The organism is Mesorhizobium sp. P2_H9 (assembly GCF_056403215.1).
This window is the reverse complement of the sequence record NZ_JBFUFX010000005.1, coordinates 59,382-82,519: the sequence shown is the minus strand read 5'-3', so window position 1 is coordinate 82,519 and position 23,138 is coordinate 59,382. Positions and strand designations below refer to the sequence as shown.

At 62.7% G+C, this 23,138-nt stretch carries 23 protein-coding genes; 14 read left to right on the top strand and 9 right to left on the bottom strand.

All coding sequences use genetic code 11. The annotated features are described in order from the left end of the window. Positions 1-29: 29 nt before the first annotated feature. Positions 30-2,105 (bottom strand): putative bifunctional diguanylate cyclase/phosphodiesterase, encoded by a 2,076-nt coding sequence (locus AC1DXN_RS10605; protein ID WP_477273505.1) that lies wholly within the window; start codon positions 2,103-2,105, stop codon positions 30-32. Positions 2,106-2,415: 310 nt separating this feature from the next. Between AC1DXN_RS10605 and AC1DXN_RS10600 the strand changes: the two genes are divergently transcribed. The 3 genes from AC1DXN_RS10600 to AC1DXN_RS10590 are packed head-to-tail and all read left to right on the top strand — an operon-like array spanning position 2,416 to position 5,348. After that, positions 2,416-3,603 (top strand): glycine C-acetyltransferase, encoded by a 1,188-nt coding sequence (locus AC1DXN_RS10600; RefSeq protein WP_477242725.1) that lies wholly within the window; start codon positions 2,416-2,418, stop codon positions 3,601-3,603. 52 nt (positions 3,604-3,655) lie between these two features. Beyond that, positions 3,656-4,690: an L-threonine 3-dehydrogenase gene (gene tdh, locus AC1DXN_RS10595; RefSeq protein WP_477273503.1), complete on the top strand. Its 1,035-nt coding sequence runs from the start codon at positions 3,656-3,658 to the stop codon at positions 4,688-4,690. A 34-nt stretch (positions 4,691-4,724) separates the two neighbouring features. Beyond that, complete coding sequence (locus tag AC1DXN_RS10590) at positions 4,725-5,348, top strand: hypothetical protein (protein WP_477273501.1); 624 nt, start codon at positions 4,725-4,727, stop codon at positions 5,346-5,348. 30 nt (positions 5,349-5,378) lie between these two features. Here AC1DXN_RS10590 and AC1DXN_RS10585 read toward each other — a convergent pair whose 3' ends face one another. Then, positions 5,379-5,816, bottom strand: coding sequence for a MarR family winged helix-turn-helix transcriptional regulator (locus AC1DXN_RS10585; RefSeq protein WP_477273499.1), 438 nt, complete (start codon positions 5,814-5,816; stop codon positions 5,379-5,381). Positions 5,817-5,902: 86 nt separating this feature from the next. On the opposite strand from AC1DXN_RS10585, the gene hmgA reads away from it, so the two are divergent. Genes hmgA through AC1DXN_RS10560 form a run of 5 tightly spaced genes read left to right on the top strand, consistent with a single transcriptional unit; the run spans position 5,903 to position 9,964 of the window. Continuing rightward, positions 5,903-7,216 carry a homogentisate 1,2-dioxygenase gene (gene hmgA, locus AC1DXN_RS10580; RefSeq protein ID WP_477273497.1) on the top strand — a complete coding sequence of 438 codons (1,314 nt, stop codon included), beginning with the start codon at positions 5,903-5,905 and terminating at the stop codon, positions 7,214-7,216. Then, positions 7,213-8,115, top strand: coding sequence for an MBL fold metallo-hydrolase (locus AC1DXN_RS10575; protein ID WP_477273495.1), 903 nt, complete (start codon positions 7,213-7,215; stop codon positions 8,113-8,115). The genes hmgA and AC1DXN_RS10575 overlap by 4 nt, the downstream gene beginning before the upstream one ends. Next, entirely contained in the window at positions 8,112-9,125 is a 1,014-nt protein-coding gene (locus AC1DXN_RS10570) for a fumarylacetoacetate hydrolase family protein (protein ID WP_477273493.1), read from the top strand. The genes AC1DXN_RS10575 and AC1DXN_RS10570 overlap by 4 nt, the downstream gene beginning before the upstream one ends. 4 nt (positions 9,126-9,129) lie before the next feature. Then, positions 9,130-9,423 carry a hypothetical protein gene (locus AC1DXN_RS10565; RefSeq protein ID WP_477242731.1) on the top strand — a complete coding sequence of 98 codons (294 nt, stop codon included), beginning with the start codon at positions 9,130-9,132 and terminating at the stop codon, positions 9,421-9,423. A 4-nt stretch (positions 9,424-9,427) separates the two neighbouring features. After that, positions 9,428-9,964 (top strand): DinB family protein, encoded by a 537-nt coding sequence (locus tag AC1DXN_RS10560; protein ID WP_477273491.1) that lies wholly within the window; start codon positions 9,428-9,430, stop codon positions 9,962-9,964. A gap of 213 nt (positions 9,965-10,177) precedes the next feature. Here the strand turns inward: AC1DXN_RS10560 and hppD are convergent, their stop codons facing one another. Next, positions 10,178-11,293, bottom strand: a complete 1,116-nt coding sequence (gene hppD / locus AC1DXN_RS10555; RefSeq protein WP_477273489.1) for a 4-hydroxyphenylpyruvate dioxygenase — start codon at positions 11,291-11,293, stop codon at positions 10,178-10,180. Between the two features lie 139 nt (positions 11,294-11,432). Between hppD and AC1DXN_RS10550 the strand changes: the two genes are divergently transcribed. Next, the gene (locus AC1DXN_RS10550) at positions 11,433-11,900 is read left to right on the top strand and encodes an Lrp/AsnC family transcriptional regulator (protein ID WP_477242734.1); all 468 of its coding nucleotides are present in this window, start codon (positions 11,433-11,435) and stop codon (positions 11,898-11,900) included. Here AC1DXN_RS10550 and AC1DXN_RS10545 read toward each other — a convergent pair. The 4 genes from AC1DXN_RS10545 to aztA form a co-directional block, all read right to left on the bottom strand. Continuing rightward, positions 11,897-12,235, bottom strand: a complete 339-nt coding sequence (locus AC1DXN_RS10545) for a protein tyrosine phosphatase family protein (protein ID WP_477273487.1) — start codon at positions 12,233-12,235, stop codon at positions 11,897-11,899. The two genes, AC1DXN_RS10550 and AC1DXN_RS10545, sit on opposite strands and share 4 nt — an antisense overlap. A 120-nt stretch (positions 12,236-12,355) precedes the next feature. Beyond that, on the bottom strand, positions 12,356-13,297 hold the full coding sequence (aztC, locus tag AC1DXN_RS10540) for a zinc ABC transporter substrate-binding protein AztC (RefSeq protein ID WP_477242736.1): 942 nt from the start codon (positions 13,295-13,297) through the stop codon (positions 12,356-12,358). A 25-nt stretch (positions 13,298-13,322) separates the two neighbouring features. After that, positions 13,323-14,198, bottom strand: coding sequence for a zinc ABC transporter permease AztB (aztB, locus tag AC1DXN_RS10535; RefSeq protein WP_477273485.1), 876 nt, complete (start codon positions 14,196-14,198; stop codon positions 13,323-13,325). Beyond that, positions 14,198-15,028 carry a zinc ABC transporter ATP-binding protein AztA gene (gene aztA, locus AC1DXN_RS10530; protein ID WP_477242738.1) on the bottom strand — a complete coding sequence of 277 codons (831 nt, stop codon included), beginning with the start codon at positions 15,026-15,028 and terminating at the stop codon, positions 14,198-14,200. Before aztA ends, aztB begins: the two co-directional genes overlap by 1 nt. A 217-nt stretch (positions 15,029-15,245) precedes the next feature. Between aztA and AC1DXN_RS10525 the strand changes: the two genes are divergently transcribed. Continuing rightward, the gene (locus tag AC1DXN_RS10525) at positions 15,246-15,590 is read left to right on the top strand and encodes a RidA family protein (protein ID WP_354459415.1); all 345 of its coding nucleotides are present in this window, start codon (positions 15,246-15,248) and stop codon (positions 15,588-15,590) included. 45 nt (positions 15,591-15,635) lie between these two features. On the opposite strand, the gene hutC is transcribed toward AC1DXN_RS10525, so the two are convergent. Both hutC and AC1DXN_RS10515 read right to left on the bottom strand, forming a co-directional pair. Beyond that, the gene (gene hutC, locus AC1DXN_RS10520; protein WP_477273483.1) at positions 15,636-16,376 is read right to left on the bottom strand and encodes a histidine utilization repressor; all 741 of its coding nucleotides are present in this window, start codon (positions 16,374-16,376) and stop codon (positions 15,636-15,638) included. After that, a complete protein-coding gene (locus tag AC1DXN_RS10515; protein WP_477273481.1) occupies positions 16,373-17,725 on the bottom strand; it encodes a formimidoylglutamate deiminase in 1,353 nt (450 codons plus the stop codon). The genes hutC and AC1DXN_RS10515 overlap by 4 nt, the downstream gene beginning before the upstream one ends. A gap of 114 nt (positions 17,726-17,839) precedes the next feature. On the opposite strand from AC1DXN_RS10515, the gene hutI reads away from it, so the two are divergent. Genes hutI through hutU form a run of 4 tightly spaced genes read left to right on the top strand, consistent with a single transcriptional unit; the run spans position 17,840 to position 23,131 of the window. Continuing rightward, a complete protein-coding gene (gene hutI, locus AC1DXN_RS10510) occupies positions 17,840-19,075 on the top strand; it encodes an imidazolonepropionase (protein ID WP_477242741.1) in 1,236 nt (411 codons plus the stop codon). Next, positions 19,072-20,616 carry a histidine ammonia-lyase gene (gene hutH, locus AC1DXN_RS10505; protein WP_477273479.1) on the top strand — a complete coding sequence of 515 codons (1,545 nt, stop codon included), beginning with the start codon at positions 19,072-19,074 and terminating at the stop codon, positions 20,614-20,616. Before hutI ends, hutH begins: the two co-directional genes overlap by 4 nt. Then, entirely contained in the window at positions 20,610-21,425 is an 816-nt protein-coding gene (hutG, locus tag AC1DXN_RS10500; RefSeq protein WP_477274002.1) for an N-formylglutamate deformylase, read from the top strand. The genes hutH and hutG overlap by 7 nt, the downstream gene beginning before the upstream one ends. Positions 21,426-21,460: 35 nt before the next feature. Next, positions 21,461-23,131, top strand: coding sequence for a urocanate hydratase (gene hutU, locus AC1DXN_RS10495; RefSeq protein ID WP_477273477.1), 1,671 nt, complete (start codon positions 21,461-21,463; stop codon positions 23,129-23,131). Positions 23,132-23,138: the final 7 nt, after the last annotated feature.

The window sequence follows — 23,138 nt, the reverse complement described above, 5'->3', positions numbered from 1 at the left end:
GGTGACTGTCGTGCGTGGCTCTGCCATCCTTAAGCCAGGCTGCCCTGCAACACCTTGAGCTTGGCCTTCTTTTTTGGGGCGCGGGCCAACAGCCATTCGCGCGCCTTGTCCTGCGGCATCGGGAAGGCGATGGAATAGCCCTGCACCTGGTCGCAGCCGATCGCCATCAGCGAATCGAGTTCGGCTTCGGTTTCGGCGCCCTCGGCGACGATCGAGATGCCGAGGCCACGCGCAAGCTCGGTGATGGCGCGCACGATCTTGGTGTTGTCACCGTTTTCGTTGATGTTCTGGACGAAACGGCGATCGATCTTCAGCCGGTCGATCTCGTTCGGATTGACGTGGCTGAGCGAGGCGTAGCCGGTGCCGAAATCGTCGAGTTCGAGGTGAACGCCGGCCGCACGGATGTGCCTGAGCTTCGCCGCGATTCCCGTCTTTTCGTCGTCGAGAATGACGGATTCGACGATTTCCAGCGACAGTTTCTGCGGCGCGAGACCTGCCTTCTCCAGCGTGTCGAACAGGAACCTGTCGAAATCGGGCTCACGCAGTTCGGTGCCAGAGACGTTGACGGCAAGACGCCCGAAAGCGATGCCGGCACGGTCCCATTCTGCGGCCTCGTTGATCGCCTTGGCGATGACGATGCGGCCGATTTCTGGCATGAAGCCGCATTTTTCGGCGACCGGGATGAATTCGCCGGGTGAGATCATGCCGCGTTCGGTATGCTTCCAGCGCACCAATGCCTCGATGCCGCTGATCGTGCCATCGGTGAGCGAAACCTGTGGCTGGAAGTAGACCTGGAAGGCACTCTCCGAAATGGCGACTTTGATGTCGTGCTCGAGCTGCTTGCGATAGTCGAGCTCGCGCCGCAATTCCTCGGAGAAGAAAGAGAAGCTGCCACCGCCGAGCTTCTTGGCCGAATAAAGGGCGAGGTCCGCGTGGACGAGCAGATCCTGCGCATTGTCGGCGTCGATCGGATAGACGGCTATGCCGGCGCTGGCGCCCGGAAGGATGGTCGTGCCCTGAAAGGTGATCGGTTCGTTGATCTGCTCCAGGATGCGCCTGGCGACCATGTTGATGTCCTCGGTGCCGCCGGCGCCGTTGAGGATCATCACGAACTCGTCGCCGCCGAGGCGCGCGCACAGATCCGAAGCCCGACAGGCGTCTCGCATGCGTTGCGCGGTGACGACCAGCACATAGTCGCCGGCTGCGTGGCCGAGCGTGTCGTTGATCTGCTTGAACCGGTCGAGGTCGAGCTGGATCACCGCCAGGCGCTCGCGCCGTCGATGCGCGCCCTTGATCAGCGTCTCGAAATGATCGGTCAGGAAGGTGCGGTTGTGCAGGCCGGTCAGCCCGTCATGCACGGCGATGAAGGCCATCGAATTGCGCGCATCGACCAGTTCATGCGTCTTGCGCAAAATAGCTTTCGACATCGGCCGGAAGATGAACAGCGCCACCAGCACGATGACGCCGATGGTGGAGTAGAACAGCGTGCGGTGGAGATCGAGGAGCTTTTCCGACCGCTCGTCGGCATAGGCGCTGATGCGCTGGCCAAGCGCCGCATAGCCGGACAGCGTCGCGTTGGCGACGGAGGCGTCGAGATTAACGCGCTCGTCGCCGCCCTTGTAGCCGCCATTGCTAGCCAAGGTGAGCTGGGATTCAAACGACGAAATCAGCCGTTGGCTATTGGCGATAAGCCCGACCGAGAAATAATCGAGGTGAAACGGCTTGGTGTAAAGCACGCTCTCGATCGATTTTGGATCGAGCCGTGCCGGCGACAGCGGATCGGCCCCAGTCTGGTCGAGCAACAGATCGTAATTCGTCTCGAACTCCACGGTCGCCTGCTTGAGCGCGCTAACCAGCGCCGGCTGCTTGTCGCGTGAGGCGGCACCTGTTGCGCTGGCAAGGAAGACGATGCGCTGCGATAGCGCCTTCTCGGTGCTGACGATGTCGAGCAGCGTATCATTATGCTGTTGCGCCGCCATCATCTGCTGCAACAGGATGAAAGAGGCCATCACCATGGCCGCGATGATAATCAGCGCCAGCCAGTAGCCGCTCTTGATTACCATGATCAGCTTGCGCGAGACGCTATGCACTGGCTGCTGCGACATTTCTGGGTGACCCTCCGGTCAACGGATTCCTGCCATAGGTTCCTGGCGAGAAGACCATTGGCGTGAAAGGGTTAACAGGTCCGGAAGCCGGTGCACTGGCCAGCAAAGCCGCCGAGGAAAGCTGCCGAAATGGTTATCATGTGCTTTCATGATCCAGCTGCATTTGGCCCTATGCTACTCCAGCATGCTGTCCAGCGGTCGCTTCGCGTTGTGGTTGAGCTTTTGTCGTGCCACCGAAGCCGTCGCTTTTGCGATGGATTTTTCGCACCTGCGGGGCGACAGTCCTGCGCACTCTCAATAGGGCTTGATCATGACCGCTTCATTCCTCTCCCATATCGACAGCGAGCTCACCGGGCTGAAATCGGCCGGGCTCTACAAATCCGAGCGGGTGATCACCTCGACGCAATCGGCTGAGATCGAGGTCGGTGGCGACAAGGTGCTGAACTTCTGTGCCAACAACTATCTCGGCCTCGCCGACAGCGCCGAGTTGCGCAATGCTGCCAAGCAGGCGCTCGACCGCTACGGCTACGGCATGGCGTCGGTGCGATTTATCTGCGGCACGCAGGAAGAGCACAAGCAGCTCGAAGCGACGATTTCCTCGTTCCTCGGCATGGACGACACCATCCTCTACGGCTCCTGCTTCGACGCCAATGGCGGCCTGTTCGAAACGCTGCTCGGCGAAGAGGACGCGATCATCTCCGATGCGCTGAACCACGCTTCGATCATCGATGGCGTGCGGCTGTCAAAAGCCAAACGCTTCCGCTACGCCAACAACGACATGGCGGATCTCGAAGCCCGGCTGAAGGAGGCAAAGGACTGCCGTTTCCGGTTGATTGCCACTGACGGTGTCTTTTCCATGGACGGTATCATCGCCAATCTGCAGGGCGTGTGCGATCTCGCCGACAAATACGGGGCGATGGTGATGGTCGACGACAGCCACGCCGTCGGCTTCGTCGGCGCAAACGGCCGCGGCTCGGCCGAACATTGCGGCGTCGAGGGCAGGGTCGACATCATCACGGGCACGCTCGGCAAGGCGCTGGGCGGCGCTTCCGGCGGCTACACATCGGGCAAGAGGCAGGTGGTCGACTGGCTGCGCCAGCGCTCCCGGCCCTATCTGTTTTCCAATACGCTGATGCCGGCGATCGCCGGCGCCTCGATCAAGGTGTTCGAATTGGTCAAGGATGGTGACGGTCTGCGCAAACGGCTTTATGCAAATGCGGAGCAGTTCCGGTCGCAGATGGGTAAGCTCGGCTTTACGCTTGCCGGCGCCGATCACCCGATCATCCCTGTGATGCTGGGTGACGCGACGCTGGCGCAAGAGATGGCGGCGCGCATGCTGAAGCGCGGCATCTACGTCATCGGTTTTTCCTTCCCGGTGGTGCCAAAGGGCCAGGCGCGCATTCGCACACAGATGTCGGCGGCGCACTCCAGCGCCGACATCAACCGTGCGGTCGAGGCGTTTGCTGCCGTCGGGCGCGAACTCGGGGTCATTTCCTGAAAGGCCGGAAGCGAAAAGCGATTCCGGATCAAGAGATTCAAGGGACAAAAGCATGTCGAACATGATGAAGGCGCTGGTCAAGGCCAAGGCCGAACCGGGCATCTGGATGGAAGAGGTGCCGGTGCCGGAGATCGGCCCCAACGACGTGCTGATCAAGATCAAGAAGACTGCGATCTGCGGCACCGACGTCCACATCTACAATTGGGACCAGTGGGCGCAAAAGACAGTGCCGGTACCGATGGTCACCGGCCACGAATTTGTCGGCACAGTCGCCGACTTCGGCGCGGCGGTGACGGAATACAAGGTCGGCCAGCGCGTTTCCGGTGAAGGCCACATCGTCTGCGGCCATTGCCGCAATTGCCGGGCGGGCAGGGGGCATCTGTGCCGCAACACGCTCGGCGTCGGCGTCAACCGTCCCGGCGCTTTTGGCGAGTATCTGGCGATACCGCAGCACAATGTCGTGCCGATCCCCGACAATGTGCCGGACGAGATCGCCGCGATCTTCGATCCCCTGGGCAACGCCGTCCACACCGCTCTGTCCTTTGATCTGGTCGGCGAGGACGTGCTGGTCACCGGCGCCGGGCCGATCGGCATCATGGGCGCGCTGGTGGCGCAGTGCGTCGGCGCTAGAAAGGTGGTCATCACCGACATCAACCCGGTGCGGCTGGCGCTGGCCAGGAAGCTCGGCGTCCAGCATGTCGTCGACGCCTCCAAAGAAAGGTTGCGCGACGTGATGCCGGCGCTCGGCATGACCGAGGGGTTTGACGTCGGCCTGGAGATGTCGGGCGCCGCCCCCGCCTTCCGCGATATGATCGACACCATGAACAATGGCGGCAAGATCGCCATTCTGGGCATCGCGCCGACCGGCTTCGAGATCGACTGGAACAAGGTCATCTTCAAGATGCTGCATCTGAAGGGCATTTACGGGCGAGAGATGTTCGAGACCTGGTACAAGATGATCGCCCTCGTGCAGGGTCCGCTCGACGTGACTGGACTGATCACCCACCGCATCGGCATTGACGATTTCCAGACGGGTTTTGACGCGATGCGTAGCGGCAGTTCGGGCAAGGTGGTGATGGATTGGTGAGCGCCGAGGTTGCTACCTTTATGCGAGTCCCAAAATGGCGGATAACGAGCACGGACGTATCATTGCCTCGCAGGCAAAGATCGCATTGCAGCTCGCCGGATTTCGACGCAAAGGGCAGTCACGCGTCTGGATTGCCGATCGTGGCTTCTGGCTAAGTGTGGTTGAATTTCAGCCCAGTTCTTGGTCCAAAGGCACTTACCTGAACGTGGCTGTCCACTGGCTTTGGGGTTCGCTTCCGCAAACGCTGACCTTCGATCGCTTTGAACGCGTCGGAGGGTTCGTTGAGTTCCAGAACTCCGCACAGTTTGTGCTCCTGGTCGGTCAAATGGCCAGGAAGGCAGTCGAAATTGACCAGGTTCACCGATCGATGTTCCCTTCCGTGCAGGCGACAGCGACAGTCCTCGTGAATGAATTGCAGCCAGGTGCCTACGGCGAGTGGGCGGCCTTCCACGCCGGGGTGGCGGCCGGTTTGGCTGGTGATTTTGAAACGGCAAGGCGGCTGTTTGAAAGCGCTCAGAGACATGCGGCTTCGCAGGCGCAGCTTCTCTTAGGCTACATCGATGATCCGATAGCATTTCGAAGCCGTGCTAGAGGCTTCATTGAAGCCGAACGCGCCCATTACGGTTTAGGGGCGTTGCCTGCCGCAATAGCGATTTGATTTCTGCGACGGTCAACCAATGTGAGGATTTCAACCCAGCGTGAGTTTTGCCTCCAGCGCCGCCACACCGCTGACAATCGCTGTCCGCTCCTCCGCGCTCAGCCTCGCCAGCAGCTCCCTTTCGAACGCCTTCGCCAGCGGCACCATCTCGCGATAGGCGGCCAGTCCCGCCTTGGTCAGCGTCAGATGTTCGACGCGGCGGTCGCTCTCATCAGGCGTTCTGGTCAGCCAGCGCCGCCGCTCGAGTTCGGCCACCGCGCGCGACACCTTGGTCTTGTGCATCGCCGATTGTTCGCCAAGCGCTGTCGCCGTCATGGTGCCGCGCTGTCCCAACCCTGAAAGCGTGCGCCATTCCGGGCGAGTCAACCCCAAACGGTCGCTGTAGACCCTGGAGAATTCTCGGCTGACGGCATCGGCAAGCCGATAAAGCCGGTAGGGCAGGAAGCTTTCGAGCTCGAGGATTTCCATCTGCGCACCAATGCGGCATTCGCCGTTGATAGTTACATTTTCGATGGTTACAAATGAAACCAGTTTGGTCAATCCGGGAGGATACCATGGCCTTTTCCTACATGCCGGGCTTCGGCAACGATTTCGAAACCGCAACGCTGCCGGGTTCGCTGCCGCAGGGGCGAAACTCGCCGCAGCGGCCGGCCTATGGCCTCTATGCCGAACAGCTTTCCGGCTCGCCCTTCACCGCGCCGCGCGGCACCAATGAGCGCTCCTGGCTTTACCGCATCCGGCCAAGCGTGAAGCACACCGGCCGCTTCAAGGCAGCCAACTATCCACTGTGGAAAACCGCCCCAAATGTCGGCGACCACGAGTTGGCGCTCGGCCAGTACCGCTGGAACCCGGTGCCGATGCCGAAGGAGCCGACCGATTTCATCGCCGGCATGCGCTCGATCACCACCGCCGGCGACGTGCTCGGGCAGAGCGGCATGGCGGCGCATGTCTATGTCGCCAATAAATCGATGGTCGACGACCATTTCTTCAACGCCGATGGCGAATTGCTGGTCGTGCCGCAGGTCGGCGCTTTGCGCTTCGTCACCGAAATGGGTGTCATCGAGCTGCGGCCCGGCGAGATCGCCGTGCTGCCGCGCGGGCTGGTGTTCAAAGTGGAGCTCGTCGATGCCGAAGTGCGCGGCTATGTCTGTGAGAATTATGGTGCCAAGCTTACCATGCCGGATCGCGGCCCGATCGGCGCCAATTGCCTCGCCAACCCACGCGATTTCAAGACCCCTTGCGCCTGGTTCGAGGAGAAGGAAACGCCGTGCCGGCTGACGGTGAAATGGTGCGGCAATTTCCATGTCACCGAGATCGGCCATTCGCCGCTCGACGTCGTGGCCTGGCACGGCAACTATGCCCCTTACAAATATGATCTGGCGACCTTTTCGCCGGTCGGTGCGCTGCTGTTCGACCATCCCGATCCGTCGATCTTCACCGTGCTGACCGCGCCGAGCGGCGAGGAGGGCACCGCCAACATCGACTTCGTCATCTTCCCGCCGCGCTGGCTGGTGGCCGAGGACACGTTCCGGCCGCCCTGGTACCACCGCAACATCATGAGCGAGTTCATGGGCCTGATCCAAGGCCAGTACGATGCCAAGGAGGAAGGCTTCGTTCCCGGCGGCATCAGCCTGCACAATCTGATGCTGGCCCACGGACCTGATGCCTCAGGCTTCGAAAAGGCCTCGAAAGTCGACCTGAAACCGGTCAAGCTCGACAACACCATGGCCTTCATGTTCGAGACCCGCTACCCGCAGATGCTGACCCGCTACGGCGCCGAACTGGAAACCCGGCAGGACAATTACATCGACTGCTGGGCCGATCTGAAGAAGCGTTTCAATGGCACGCCCGAGGGCGACTGGTCTTGAGCGCTGATCTGGGGCGCGATCGGCTGGTGCTTCTCGGCTCGAAGGGCGGCCCGGCGATCCGGCCGGGTGGGCCGTGGCCGAGTTCATCGCTGCTGGAATTCGGCGGCCGCAGCATCGTGGTCGATTGCGGACTTGGCGTGACGCGCGGGCTGGCCGATGCCGGTATCAGCCTGAAGGCGCTCGACCTGATCTTCATCACCCATCTGCATTCCGACCATATGCTGGAACTTGGGGCCTTGATCCACACCGCCTGGACGGCGGGGCTGGCGACGCCGGTGACGGTGTTCGGGCCACCCGGCACCCGGCTCTACTGGCAGCACTTCAAGCAATCCATGGCGTTCGACATCGACATCCGCATCGCCGACGAAGGCCGGCCTGATATCAGGGACGTGGTTTCGGTCGTCGAATTCGGCGAAGGCAAGGTAATCGAGGAGGGCGGCCTGAAGGTTTCGGCGCTGCGCGTCGACCATCCGCCAGTGACCGACTGTTTTGCGCTGCGCTTCGACCATGCGGGCAAAAGCGTTGTCTTCTCCGCCGACACGGCGTTCTTCCCGCCACTCGCCGATTTCGCCAAGGGCGCCGACATCCTCGTCCATGAAGCCATGCTGGAACAAGGCATCGAGCGGCTCGTCGCCAAGACCGGCAACGGTGCTCGGCTGAAGGAGCATCTGCTCGCCAGCCACAGTTTTGCTGAGCAGGCAGGGCGCGTCGCCAGCGGTGCCGGCGTGAAGAGACTGGTGCTCAACCACCTCATCCCGGCCGACGATGCCGAGATCGGCGAGGCCGATTGGACCACCGCTGTCAGGAAAACATGGGCCGGCGACTTGACGATTGCCCGCGACGGCCTTGTTGTGGAGTTAAGCGGCGCCAAAGCCGCAGCAGGAGAGGAAACCGCATGAAGCTTGCCACATTGAAGGACGGGACGCGCGACGGAAAGCTCGTCGTCGTCTCGCGCGACCTGACGCGCTTCACCGATGCCTCGTTCCTGGTGCGCACGCTGCAGGCCGCGCTCGACGACTGGCGCAGGATTTCGCCGCACCTCGCGACAATCGCGGAATCCCTAGAGAACAATGCGGTGCCTTCGGCACGCTTTCACGAGCATGACGCCCATTCGCCGCTGCCGCGCGCCTATCAATGGGCGGATGGCTCGGCCTATGTGAACCATGTCGAGCTGGTGCGAAAAGCGCGCGGGGCTGAGATGCCGGCGAGCTTCTGGACCGACCCGCTGATCTATCAAGGTGGCTCGGACTCCTTCATCGCGCCGCGCGACCCGATCCGTATGGCCGACGAGGCCTTCGGCATCGACATGGAGGGAGAGGTCGCCGTCATTGTCGACGACGTGCGGATGGGCGCGAGCCTTGACGAGGCAAGGGCCTCGATCCGGCTGGTCATGCTGGTCAACGACGTCACGCTGCGCGCGCTCACCGGGCCGGAACTGGCGAAAGGGTTCGGCTTCTTCCAGTCAAAGCCGTCCTCGGCCTTTTCGCCGGTCGCGGTGACGCCGGATGAACTCGGCGACGCCTGGGATGGCGGCAAGGTCAACCTGCCGCTGCTCGCCGATCTCAACGGCAAGCCGTTCGGTCGCGCCAATGCCGGCGTCGACATGACCTTCGATTTCCCGGCGCTGATAGCCCATGCCGCCCGGACGCGACCGCTGGTTGCCGGCACCATCATCGGCTCCGGCACCGTCTCCAACAAGCTCGACGGCGGGCCGGGCAGGCCGGTCTCGGCGGGCGGCGCCGGCTATTCCTGCATTGCCGAATTGCGCATGATCGAAACCATCGAATCTGGCGAACCCAAAACGCCGTTCCTGCGCTTTGGCGACACGGTGCGCATCGAGATGAAGAATAGGGCGGGAAGTTCGGTCTTCGGCGCCATCGAGCAGAAGGTCGAGAAGTACGAGGGATAAGTGAATGACAGGCGAGGCGTTCTATCTGCTGGCCGGCGTCTGGGCGCTTGCCATACTGGCGGTCTTCATCCAGGCGATCCGGCTGAGCTACCGCATCGAGGCGCGCTCGCCTGATCTGACCAACCGCAGCGGCTTTCCGCGCAAGGCGATGATGTTCCACACCGTCACCAACACGAATGTGGCGCGGGATGAGGAAACACAGGCGCTGCGCCAGCGCATGAACAGGCTTTTGCTGATCGTTCTCGCCGGATTCGTGCTTATGTGGGCTGGCTTGTATCTGGTCCGGTCGGCCGGATGAAATCATGAACCTGCTCGATCATCTGCGCCACATGGCGGGCAACAATCTTTGGTCGAACGACCGGCTCTATCGCACCGTGCTGCAGCTCAAGCCCGGCGAATTCGAAGCCGAACGCACCAGCTTCTTTCCGTCGATCAAGGCGACGCTCAACCACATCCTGGGTGTCGATCATCTCTATCTCGATTTCCTGGAGGAGGGCGGCGTGGGTGCAGCCGCCTATGACGACTACGTGCCGTTCGATGAACCGCAGGCGCTGTTTGCCGCTCAGGCCTTAGCGGACCGGCGCCTGATCGCATTTTGCGAGAAGCTTTCGGCGGACGACCTCGATCGCCGCGTCATCACCGACCGGCGCGAGGACGGCATGATCCCCGAAAAGATCGGCTATATCCTCGCCCATGTCTTCCTGCACGACATCCATCATCGCGGCCAGGTGCACGCGATGCTGTCCGGCACCTCGGTCGCGCCACCGCAGCTGGATGAGTTTCTGCTCGACTATGATTTGAAGGTGAGGAAGGAAGAGGTCGAGCGTCTGGGACTGTGATCGACCGCTTCCCAATGTCGGCGCCGCCTCTCATTGCCCTGCCGGGCATTTCTCCCCGTAAACGGGGCGAAAAAGGCTGGCCGCAACGCCGGCGCCATCTTCTCCGACGGTGGCACTTGGCGAAAGCAGTCGCAACAGCGTCCCTCGCCCCGTTTACGGGGAGAGGATGCCGGCAGGCAGGTGAGGGGCAGCTCGACGTTGGTAATCTGAGCGCTAGGCCGCTTTTCCGTCGACCTTGATCACGCCGCGCTTGATCTGGTCCTGCTCGATCGATTCGAACAGCGCGCGGAAATTGCCTTCGCCAAAGCCTTCGTCGCCCTTCCTCTGGATGAACTCGAAGAAGATCGGGCCGATCACGGTTTTCGAAAAAATCTGCAGCAGGATCTTGGTCATGCCGCCGTCGACCACGCCTTCGCCGTCGATCAGGATGCCGTGCTTCTTCATCCGCTCGACCGGCTCGTCATGGCCGTTCACCCTGGCATAGGACATGTCGTAGTAGGTTTCCGGCGGGCCGGGCATGAACTTCAGCCCGTTGGTCGCCAGCCGGTCGGTGGCGGCGTAGATCTCGTCAGTGCCGACAGCGATGTGCTGGATGCCTTCGCCATTGTACTTCTTCAGATATTCGGCGATCTGGCTGGTTTCGTCCTTTGATTCGTTGAGCGGAATGCGGATCTTGCCGCAGGGCGAGGTGATGGCGCGGCTGACCAGGCCGGTGATCTTGCCGTCAATGTCGAAGAAATGGATCTGCTTGAAGCCGAACAGCTCGCGGTAGAACGCCCACCATTTGTCCATCTGGCCGCGATAGACATTGTGGGTGAGGTGGTCGAGATAATAGAAGCCGACGCCTTGCGGCCGTGGGTCGCGCGCGCCCAGCCAGTCGAACTCGGCGTCATAGGCCGAGCCCTTCTTGCCGTAGGTCTCCACAAAATAGAGCAGCGAGCCACCAATGCCGACGATGGCCGGCACGTCGAGCGCCTTGTCGGCGCCTTCATAGGGCACAGCGCCCTTGGCGACGGCATGGTCGAAAGCTTGCTTGGCATCGACCACCCGCCAGGCCATCGAGGCCGCGCAAGGCCCGTGCTTGTCGACGAACTTCATTGCATGCGAGCCCGGCTCGGCATTGACGACATAGTTGATGTCGCCCTGACGCCAGATGGTGATGGCCTTGCTGCGGTGCTTGGCCACCGCGACATAGCCCATGCGGGTGAACAGTTCGGCGAGCTTTTCCGGCTCCGGATGCGCGAACTCGACGAATTCAAAACCGTCAGTGCCGGCCGGGTTGGCGGCGCTGATCTTTGCGGGTGGTGCGTCGTGCGGGAAGGGACCCATGGCAGTGCTCCAAAGCTGGCGGCGGCCGCATCGGGCCACATTTGCGCAATCATAGCGCGGATCGCTCGCACGATGCTTGCATTCAAACGCTTGAAATGATCAGATCATGCGCAAGTCGTGCATGTATTGGATAAAGATCATGGATGAGACGCGTATCGATCAGTTCGACCGCAAGATAATGGCGCTTCTACAGGGCGATGCGCGGCTGACCAACAACGATCTGTCGGAGCGGGTGAACCTCTCGGCGTCGCAATGTTCGCGCCGCCGCCAGCGGCTGGAAGAGGACGGCTACATCAAGGGCTACCGGGCGGTGCTCGACCGCGACAAGCTCGGCTTTTCACTGGTCAACGTCATCTCGGTGACATTGGCCACCCACAACCGCGACAATGCGCGGCGCTTCGGCGAGCTGCTGGCGCGGCTGCCGGAAGTGCAGGAAGCGCACGCGCTGACCGGCGAGATGGACTACATCCTGAAGGTGGTGACACCCGACCTGAAGTCGCTGTCGGAATTCGTCAACGGCGTGCTCTTGCCGCACGAATCCGTGCAGCATGTGAAGACGGCGATCGTGCTGGAGACGTTGAAAGAAACCGGCGCGCTGCCGATTTAACCCTTCGACTGTTGGATCAGCCCATAAAGGTTGGTGCAGCGCGCGCCGGAGCGGCAGTAGGCGAAAACCGGCCCATCGAGTTCCTCGAGCGCTTCGGCCTGATCCTCGACATTCTCAGCCGTGATCTGGCCGCTGATGACGGGGATGTAGCGGAAGGCGAGACCGGCGGCTTCGACCGCGGCCTTGAGCGTGTCGGCCGAAGGCTGGCCTGGCTGCTCGTTATCCGGCCGATTGCAGATCACGCTCTTGAAACCGGCTTCCTTGATGGCGGCGACGTCTTCGGGCTGGATCTGGCCCGAGACCGAATAGTCCTCGCTGATCTCACGATATTCCATAGCAGTCCTCGCAATCTGATTTGCAGGGAGTCTTGCCACTCCCTGATGGGATCGGCAACTGCCGTCAGGTAGAATCCGGCCGGGCTGTCCCAGCCCGACCGAATGGAAATGGCCAGGCAATCAACTGCCAAGGATCGCGCCTTTGATCTGGGCGATGTTGTTGTGCATCATGTCGATATAGGTCGCGGCCGGGCCATCGGGCTGCGACAGCGCATCCGAATAGAGCGTGCCGCCCACCTTGATGCCGGTTTCGCTGGCGATCTGCTCGATCAGCCGCGGGTTGGTGATGTTCTCGACGAAGATCGCCGCGGCCTTGTCCTGCTTGACCTGATTGACCAGTTTGGCGACGTCGGCGGCCGAAGGCTCGGAGTCGGTCGACACGCCTTGCGGGGCGAGGAAGGTCAGGCCGTATGCGTGCTCGAAATAGCCAAAAGCGTCATGCGAGGTGATGACGACGCGCTTTTCCTCAGGGATCGAGGCGATCGCCGCCTTCACTTCGCCTTCGACCGCATCGAGCTTCTTGGTGTAGGCGGCGGCATTGGTCTGGTAGCTGACGCATCCAGCTGAATCGGCGGCGCAGAAGGCGTCGGCGATGTTCTTCACGTAGATCTTGGCATTGGCGATCGACTGAAAGGCATGCGGATCGGTGACCGTCTTGCCACCGCCGGTGTCGGCTCCTTCGGCTGCATCGGCATCGGCGAATTCGGGTTTGAAATCGATCGGCGTCACGCCCTTGGTCAAGGTGACGATCGAGGCCTTGGTGGCGCTGGCATCGACCAGGCGCTGCAAAAAGCCTTCGAAATGCAGGCCGTTGACCAGCACCAGATCGGCTCCCGCCATCGCCACCGCGTCAGCCGGGCTCGGCTCGTAGACATGGGCGTCGCCATCCGGCCCGACGATGGTGGTGACAGCGATGCGGTCGCCGCCAACGTTCTTGGCGAAATCGGCAATGACGGTGAAGCTGGCGACCACTTTCAGCGGTGCTGCGAAGGCCGATGAAGCGCCAAAGGCGGATAATGTTATAACGCTCATCGCCAAGGCGGCGCGGATCGATTTCAGCATTTAGAGGTCTCCTTGTTAGGGGGGATCAGGCCGTTCTGTGACGGTGGTGGATGATGCGGGCGCGCAGAATGCCGCGCGTGCCGAACAGGATCGAAGCGAAGTAGACGACGCCCGCCGACAGGATGATGGCCGGGCCGGATGGCAGCGAGGCGTGATAGGACAACAGCAGCCCGGCAATGCATGAGGCAAAGCCGATCAGCACCGCCAGCACGCACATCGGCTCGACACGTGTCGTCCAGAAGCGGGCGGCGGCGGCCGGCAGCATCATCAACCCGACCGACAGAAGCGTGCCGAGCGCCTGAAAACCGCCGACGAGGTTGAGCACGACGAGGCCGAGGAAGATGAAATGCACTGGGCTGCCGAGCCGGCTGACTGAGCGCAGGAACAGCGGGTCGAGGCATTCGGCGACCAGAGCCCGCCAGAAAATGGCGAGGCTGACCAGCGTCAGCAACACGATACCGCCGATCAGCGTCAGCGCTTCATTGTTGAGCGCCAGAACGGTGCCGAACAGCACATGCATGAGATCGACGCTGGAGCCTCTGATCGACACCATCAGCACGCCGATGGCCAGCGAAATCAGATAAAAGGCCGCCATCGAGGCGTCCTCGCGCTGGATGGTGAAGCGCGATACAGCGCCGGCGCCGAGCGCGACGATGATGCCGGCGATCAGGCCGCCAATGGTCATCGGCAGGATTTCCAGGCCGTACAGCAGGAAGCCGGCGGCAGCGCCGGGCAGGATGGCGTGGGCCATGGCGTCACCCGACAGGCTCATGCGCCGCAGCATCAGGAACACACCGACCGGGCATGCGCCGAGCGACAGCATCAGCGAGCCGAACAGCGCCCGTTGCATGAAGCCGAAATCGGCGAAGGGCGCGATGAAGAGGCCGTAGAAAAAGTCCATTAGGCCGCCCTCGGTCCTGGGCCGTGATGATGGTCATGATCATGGTCGTGCCCATGAGCATGGTCGTGGCCGCTGTGGTCATGCGCGTGATCGTGGCCGTCCGGCTCGCACCACGGCGCGTTTTCTTCCCAGGCCTCGTGGAAGCGGCGGGCGCGCAACAGGTTTTCCGGCCGCAGCGTCTCCTTCGTCTCGCCCCAGGCGATCGGCTGGCGCGCCAAAAGCAGCGTTTCGGGGAAATTCTGCCGCACCAGATCGAGGTCGTGGACGACGACCATGATGGTGCGTTCCTCGCCGTGCCAGCGCTTGATCAGCGCGATCAGGTCACCGACCGTCTTGCTGTCGACGGCGTTGAACGGTTCGTCGAGCAGGATCAGGTCGGCGTCCTGCAACAGCACGCGGGCAAACAGCGTGCGTTGCAGCTGGCCGCCCGACAGCGTGTCGATCGGCCGCTTCTCAAAACCGCCGAGGCCGACAGCCATCAGCGCCTGGCTGACGGACTCGCGATCTTCATTGGTGTAACGGCCGAGCATGCCTCGCTTTGGCCACAGGCCAAGCGAGACCAGATCGACGACGCGGGCAGGGAAGGAGCGGTCGAGTTCCGACTGCTGCGGCAGATAGGCGGCACGCACGCCGGGGGCCCGCGTCACAGCACCCGCCATCGGCTTCAATACGCCGACGATACCTTTCATCAAAGTTGACTTGCCCGAACCATTGGCACCGACCACGGCGGTCAATGAGCCCTTGCGTATGGTGCCGTCGAGATGATGGATCGCCGGGTGGCTGCCATAGCCAAGCGTCAGGTCGCGGAAGGTCAGGCAGTTTGTTGTCATTCAACGATCCGTGGGCGATACGGGCGGCAGCGGGCAGCGGCCGATTGGATATGTGATGTTATTACATTAGTCAACAAGCCAATCCGGCGGAATTGCGGCGTCCCGGTCAACTTGCCGTGTGCCTTTTTCCTTGGCTCAAAAGGATTCGCACCGGCGACCTTGCCCGAAGCCGGTCACGACTCTAAAGAGGCGCAACCACAAAGGAAGGAAACATCCCATGAGCATTCGTCGCATCGATGTTGGCCCGCGCATGAGCCAGATCGTCATTCACGGCAACACCGTCTATCTCGCCGGTCAGGTCGGCACGCCCGGCGCAAGCGTTGGCGAGCAGACCAAGTCGATCCTGGCTTCCATCGACGAATTGCTGGCCAAGGCCGGCACCGACAAGACCAAGATCCTGCAGGCGATCATCTGGCTGGCCGACATGGGCACCTTCGCCGAGATGAACAAGGAATGGGACAAGTGGGTGCCGCAAGGCAACACGCCCGCCCGCGCCACAGGCGAAGCCAAGCTTGCCGGCCCGGAATACACGGTTGAGATTATTATTACGGCGGCGATTTGAGGCAAAGTTGAAGCTGCCAATCTCCCCCACAAGGAGGGAGATCAATCACCCCTGCGACGGCGTGAACCTTGCAACCAACGTGTGGCTCTCCGCCGGATAAATAAAGCGCACATGCGTCACCGGGTGCTCGGCGCTCCATGTCCTGCGCTCGACCACCAGGCATGGCGCGCCGGTTTCGATATCGAGCGCCGCAGCAATGTGCTTATCGGCGGCGATGGCGCGAATGCGGTGCTCGGCGGCACTCCACGGCACGCGGCCGATCAGCCATGGACCCGGCGCGGTGCCGAGAAACTCCTCGTCAGCTGCTTCAGGCACCGCCGCTAGATTGATCAGCCGCTGTTCATGGGCGAACGGCCGCTTGCCGGCGAAATGTCGGCATTCCAGCGCCAGAACCGGTCCTGCGGCGCTGAGTTCCAGCAAGCTGCGATCGTCGGTGCTGCTGCGCCGTTTCAGCCGCGCCACCCGCTCATAGCGGTAGGGCAGGCCGAGCGCCTCAACCTCGATCCTGATGTCGTGGATTTCCAGCACCGCCGCTTGCGACTGCGGCCGGCGCACGAAACTGCCGGAGCGCCGCCGCCGCTCGATCAGCCCGGCCTTGGCTAGCTGCGACAGCGCCTTGTTCACCGTCATGCGCGAGCAATTATATTCCGCCGTCAGCTCATGCTCGAACGGGATGCGGTGGCCGGGCGCCCAGGCGCCGGACAGGATTTTTTCGCTGATGTCGGACAGGATGCGCTGGTGGAGCGAGCCGCCACCCTCCGCATCCAATGCCGCGATCATGCTCATGCCGCAAGTACCGTCATTACCTGGCGAAAGCGCGCGGCAATGGCATCGCGCCTCGCGTGCCTGCCACCGCTGACCAGTTTCTGGCCATGCACCCAGACGCAATCGACCTTGCTGCCATTGGCGAAGATCCAGGCGTCCAGCACGGCATCGTCGCTCTTGCCGGTCAGCGAGGGGTGGTTGCCGTCCAGCGACACGAAATCAGCCGGAGCACCGGCAGCGATGCGTGACGGACCGGCGCCAAGCGCTGCACTACCGCCATCGAGTGCCGCATCAAACAGAGCACGCCCAGTCGAGCCACCGGCGACGGCCAGCACGTTACGGGCGCGGTGCGCCAGGCGCTGCGAATATTCGAGCTGCCGCAACTCGTCGGGCAGGCCGATCAGCACGTTGGAATCGGAGCCGATGCCGAAGCGGCCGCCGTGCTGCGTGAACAAAGGTGCGGCAAACGTGCCGTCGCCAAGATTGGCCTCGGTGATCGGGCAGAGGCCGGCGATGGCGCCGCTTTTGGCCATGCCGATCGTTTCCGCCTCGGTCATGTGGGTGGCGTGGATCAGGCACCAACGATGGTCGAGCTTGGCATTGGCGAGCAGCCATTCGACCGGCCGCGACCCGGACCAGGCCAGGCAATCCTCGACTTCTTTGACCTGTTCGGCGACGTGGATATGGATCGGCCCATCGGGCGTTATCGCGGCGACTGCAGTGAGTTCCTCCGGCGTCGCGGCACGCAGACTATGCGGAGCAACGCCGACCACGGCGTGATTCAACGCGCGGACCGATTCGCGGGCTTTCTCAACAAGCCGCGCGAACCTGCCCACATCGTTGATGAATCGCCGTTGGCCTTCGTTGGGGGCGGCACCGCCGAAGGACGAATGCGCATAGAACACCGGCAGCAGCGTCAGGCCGATGCCGGTTTCTGAAGCGGCAGCCGCGATGCGTTCGGCCATCTCGGCGATATTGGCATAGGGTTTTCCATCACGGTCGTGGTGGAGATAATGAAACTCGCCGACGCGCGAGAACCCGGCCTCCAGCATCTCAACATAGAGCTGGGCAGCGACGGCCTCGACCTGGTCCGGCGTCATTGACAGCGCAAAACGGTACATGACCTCGCGCCAGCTCCAGAAACTGTCGGCTGAGGGGCCGCGCAATTCGGCAAGACCGGCCATGCCGCGCTGGAAGGCGTGGCTGTGCAGGTTCGGGATGCCCGGGAAGAGAATGCCGTGGCGCTCATCGCCGGGCAGGGATGACGTGTTCGATTCGACCGTGGCGATGCGGCCGTCGCTGGTAGCGATCCGCACATTGGCATGCCAGCCGTCAGGCAGGAGCGCCTGTTCCGCAAAGATCGCCGTCACTTTTCTCTCCGGTTCCCAATGTCCTATGCGATGATGGTCTCATGCGATGATAGCACTTGCAGTGCGTTTCAATATGTATATACATAATCGTCATCCAATCAAACGGAAAAGATGATGGCTGCAGAAAGCAAAAGCCGGGCAGGGGCGGTTCGCATCTGGTGCAATGCGCGCCTGGCGACCATGGCCGAAAGCGCCGCTGGCCTCGGCATCGTCGAACACGGGACTGTTGCCGCGCGCCATGGTCTCATTGTCTTTGCCGGCCCCGAAACGGAGATGCCGGCGGCGCTCGCTCAGGGCGCGGAGACCATCGATTGCGAAGGCCGCTGGATCACGCCTGGGCTGATCGACTGCCATACCCACCTCGTCCATGCCGGCAACCGCGCCAACGAATTCGAGATGCGGCTTGCCGGCGCCACCTATGAAGAGGTCGCCAGGGCCGGCGGCGGTATCGTCTCCTCGGTCAAGGCGCTGCGAACCGCCAGCGAGGACGAACTGGTCGCTCAGTCGCTGCCGCGCCTCAATGCGCTGATCGCCGAAGGCGTCACCACAGTCGAAATAAAGTCGGGCTACGGGCTCGACCTCGAAAACGAGACAAAATCGCTGCGCGCGGCGCGGCAGTTGGGCAAAGAGCGGCCGGTGACGGTGCGCACAACCTTCCTCGGCGCTCACGCCCTGCCGCCGGAAGCCAAGGGCGACAAGGATGCTTTTATCGATCTGGTGGCAAAGACGATTCTCCCAGCGGTCGCCGCCGAAGGCCTGGCAGACGCCGTCGACGGTTTTTGCGAAGGCATTGCCTTTTCGCCGGAGCAGATGGCGCGCGTCTTCGATGCAGCCAAGGCGGCAGGCCTGCCCGTAAAACTCCATGCCGATCAGCTCTCCAACCTGCACGGCGCCGAACTCGCCGCGCGCTATGATGCGCTGTCGGCCGATCACCTCGAATACACCGACGAGGCGGGCGCCGCGGCGATGGCCAAGGCCGGAACCGTGGCGACGATCCTGCCCGGCGCCTACTACTTCATCCGCGAGACCAAGAAGCCGCCGGTCGGCCTGTTTCGCCAGCACGGCGTCAAAATGGCGGTTGCCACCGACAACAATCCCGGCACCTCACCGCTGACCTCGCTGCTGTTGACCATGAACATGGCGGCGACGCTCTTTGGCCTGACGGTCGACGAATGTCTGGCCGGCGTCACCCGCGAGGCCGCGCGTGCGCTTGGGCTGCTGGGCCAGACCGGCACACTCGAGGCGGGAAAATCCGCCGACCTGGCGATCTGGAACATCGAGCGCCCGGCCGAACTCGTCTATCGCATGGGCTTCAACCCGCTGCATGCCCGCATCTGGAGAGGACAATGACCGAACTCACCCTCAAGCCCGGCAACGCAACGCTGGCCGAATGGCGCGCCATCTATCGTGGCGCCGTGCCGAAGCTGGACGATGCGTGCCGTCCCAAAATCAAGGCCAGTGCCGAGGCGGTCGCCCGCATCGTCGCCAAGGGTGAACCGGTCTATGGCATCAACACCGGCTTCGGCAAACTGGCCAGCGTCCGCATTCCCGCTGCCGATCTCGAAACCCTGCAGCGCAACATCGTGCTGTCGCATGCCGCCGGTGTCGGCGAGCCGATGCCGGTCGCTGTTACCAGGCTGATGATGGCGCTGAAGCTGGCCAGTCTGGCGCAGGGCGCTTCAGGCGTGCGGCCACAGACCATCGAACTTCTGGAAGCGATGCTGGCCAACGACGTCATCCCGGTGGTGCCGGCGCAAGGCTCGGTCGGCGCCTCCGGCGACCTCGCGCCGCTGTCGCATATGACGGCGGTGATGATCGGCGTCGGCGAATGTTTTACCCCGCATGGCCGTTTCCCGGCCAAGGTCGCTTTCGTCTCGCACGGGCTGGAGCCGGTGACGCTTGGCGCCAAGGAAGGTCTTGCGCTGCTCAACGGCACCCAGTTTTCGACCGCCTATGCGCTGGCTGCTTTGTTCGAGGCTGAAGTGCTCTATCAGTCGGCGCTGGTCGCCGGCGCGCTGTCGACCGATGCCGCAAAAGGCTCGGACGCGCCCTTTGATCCGCGCATCCATCTGCTCAGGAAACACCCCGGCCAGATCGAGACGGCGCAGGCGCTGCGCAATCTGATGGCCGGCAGTGCCATCCGTGAATCGCACCGCGTCGGTGACGAGCGCGTGCAGGATCCTTACTGCTTGCGCTGCCAGCCACAGGTTATGGGCGCCGCACTCAGCGTGCTGCGCCAGGCTGCCGATACGCTCGGCACCGAGGCCAATGGCGTCACCGACAATCCGCTGATCTTCGCCGAGGACGACACAGCACTTTCCGGTGGCAATTTCCACGCCGAGCCGGTGGCCTTCGCCGCCGACATGATCGCGCTCGCCGTCTGCGAGATCGGCTCGCTGTCGGAGCGCCGCATCGCCATGCTGGTCGATCCGGCGCTGTCCGGCATGCCGGCCTTCCTGACGCCGAAGCCCGGCTTGAACTCCGGCTTCATGATCCCGCAGGTGACGGCGGCCGCACTCGTCTCCGAGAACAAGCAGAAAGCCTATCCGGCCAGCGTCGATTCCATCCCGACCTCCGCCAACCAGGAGGACCATGTCTCGATGGCTGCGCACGGCGCGCGCCGGCTGATTGGCATGGTCGAGAACGCGACGGCAGTCATCGGCATCGAATTGCTGGCCGCGGCGCAAGGCTGCGATTTCCATGCGCCTTTGGCGTCGAGCGTAGCCCTTGAAGCGGTGCGCAAGCTGGTGCGGGCCGAAGTGCCGCATCTCGACAATGACCGGCATTTTCACCCAGACATGGAAAAGGCCATCGCCATGGTGCGCAGCGGCGCAGCTGTCAGGGTGGCAAGCGCAATCGCGCTGCCATCCATTTCGGGAGCGGCATTGTGACCAACTGGCTCACCGTGACGCGCGGTACGGCACCTCTGCTGGTGTCGATCCCGCATACCGGCATCGATCTCTCCGGCCTCGAAAACCGGCTGGTATCGCCTTGGCTCGGCCGCCGCGATTGCGACTGGTGGATCGACAATCTCTATGATTTCGCCGCCGGCCTCGGAGCGACCGTCGTTCACACGGCGATCTCGCGCACCGTCATCGACGTCAATCGCGATCCCTCGGGCGCTTCACTCTATCCCGGCCAGGCGACGACCGGTCTCTGCCCGACGGAGACTTTCGACGGCGACCCGCTTTACCGCGAGGGCGAGGAGCCGGGGCCATCGGAGGTCGACGAACGGCGCGAGAAATTCTTCGTGCCCTATCATGCTGCCCTGCAGGCCGAGATCGATAGGCTGCGTGCCCTTCACGAAAAAATCGTCGTCTATGACTGCCATTCGATCCGCTCGGTGCTGCCACGCCTGTTCGAGGGCACACTGCCGGTGTTCAACCTCGGCACCAATGACGGCAAGAGCGCCGACCCTGTGCTGCAAGCGATGGTCGGCCAGATCATGGCCGAGACCGGCGAAACGTCTGTTGTCAATGGCCGTTTCAAGGGCGGTTGGATTACGCGCCATTTCGGCCAACCGCAGAACGGCGTCCATGCGCTGCAGATGGAGTTGTCTAATCGCGGCTACATGCGCGAGCCCGAGGGGAAGGGCGCACCCGACACTTGGCCCGTGCCTTATGACGCCGAATTCGCAGCGCCGATCCGCGCGACGCTGAAGAAAATTCTCGAAAAAGCGATTTCATGGGCTGAGCGCTGAGCCGCGCCGCACATCTCATTTCGAAAGGGAACGACATGAACGATCCTCGCCACAACATTCGTGAAGTCCGCAGCCCCCGCGGCAACAAGCTCAACGCCCGGAGCTGGCAGACCGAAGCGCCTTTGCGCATGCTGATGAACAATCTCGACCCGGAGGTCGCCGAGAACCCCAATGAGCTGGTCGTCTATGGCGGCATCGGCCGTGCCGCCCGCACCTGGAACGATTTCGACCAGATCGTCGCCTCGCTGAAGACGCTTGGCGACGACGAGACGCTGCTGGTGCAGTCGGGCAAGCCGGTCGGTGTGTTCCGCACCCACGCCGATGCGCCGCGCGTACTCATTGCCAATTCCAACATCGTGCCGCACTGGGCGACCTGGGATAAATTCAACGAGCTCGATAAGAAGGGTCTCATGATGTACGGCCAGATGACGGCCGGCTCGTGGATCTATATTGGCACGCAAGGCATCGTGCAGGGCACCTACGAGACCTTCGTCGAAGCCGGTCGCCAGCACTATGGCGGCAATCTCAAGGGAAAATGGATCCTGACCGGCGGCCTCGGCGGCATGGGCGGCGCCCAACCGCTGGCGGCCGTCATGGCCGGCGCGTGTTGCCTGGCGATCGAATGCAATCCGGACTCGATCGATTTCCGCCTGCGCACCCGCTACGTCGACGAGAAGGCCGAGACGCTCGATGAGGCGATGGCGATGATCGAGCGCTGGACGAAGGCCGGCGAGGCGAAGTCGGTCGGCCTGCTCGGCAATACGGCCGAGATCGTCCCGGAAATGTTCAGGCGCGGTATTCGCCCCGACATGGTCACCGACCAGACTTCGGCGCACGACCCCATCAACGGCTATCTGCCGAAGGGCTGGACGATGGCTGAATGGCGCGAGAAGCGCGTCAGCGACCCCAAGGCTGTCGAAAAGGCGGCGCGTGCGTCGATGCGCGAGCATGTCGAGGCCATGGTCGCGTTCTGGAACGCCGGCGTGCCGACGCTCGACTACGGCAACAACATCCGCCAGGTGGCCAAGGATGAGGGTTTCGAGAACGCCTTTGCCTTCCCGGGCTTCGTGCCGGCCTATATCCGCCCCCTGTTTTGCCGCGGCATCGGCCCGTTCCGCTGGGCGGCTCTCTCCGGCGATCCCGAGGATATCTACAAGACCGACGCCAAGGTTCGCGAACTGACGCCCGGCAACACCCATCTGCACAACTGGCTCGACATGGCGCGCGAGCGCATCGCCTTCCAGGGCCTGCCGGCCCGCATCTGCTGGGTCGGTCTCGGCGATAGGCACAGGCTGGGACTGGCCTTCAACGAGATGGTGGCCAAGGGCGAACTCAAGGCACCAGTGGTCATCGGCCGCGATCATCTCGATTCCGGCTCGGTCGCCTCGCCGAACCGCGAGACGGAATCGATGAAGGACGGCTCGGATGCCGTCTCCGACTGGCCGTTGCTCAATGCACTGCTTAATACCGCGTCTGGCGCCACCTGGGTGTCGCTGCACCATGGCGGCGGCGTCGGCATGGGCTTTTCGCAGCATGCCGGCATGGTCATCGTCGCCGACGGCACCCGCGAAGCGGCCAAGCGCCTGGAGCGCGTTCTTTGGAACGACCCGGCGACCGGCGTCATGCGCCACGCCGATGCCGGTTACGACATTGCGATTGCCTGCGCCAAGGAGCACCAGCTCAATTTGCCAGGCATTCTCGGCTGAGCAGCAC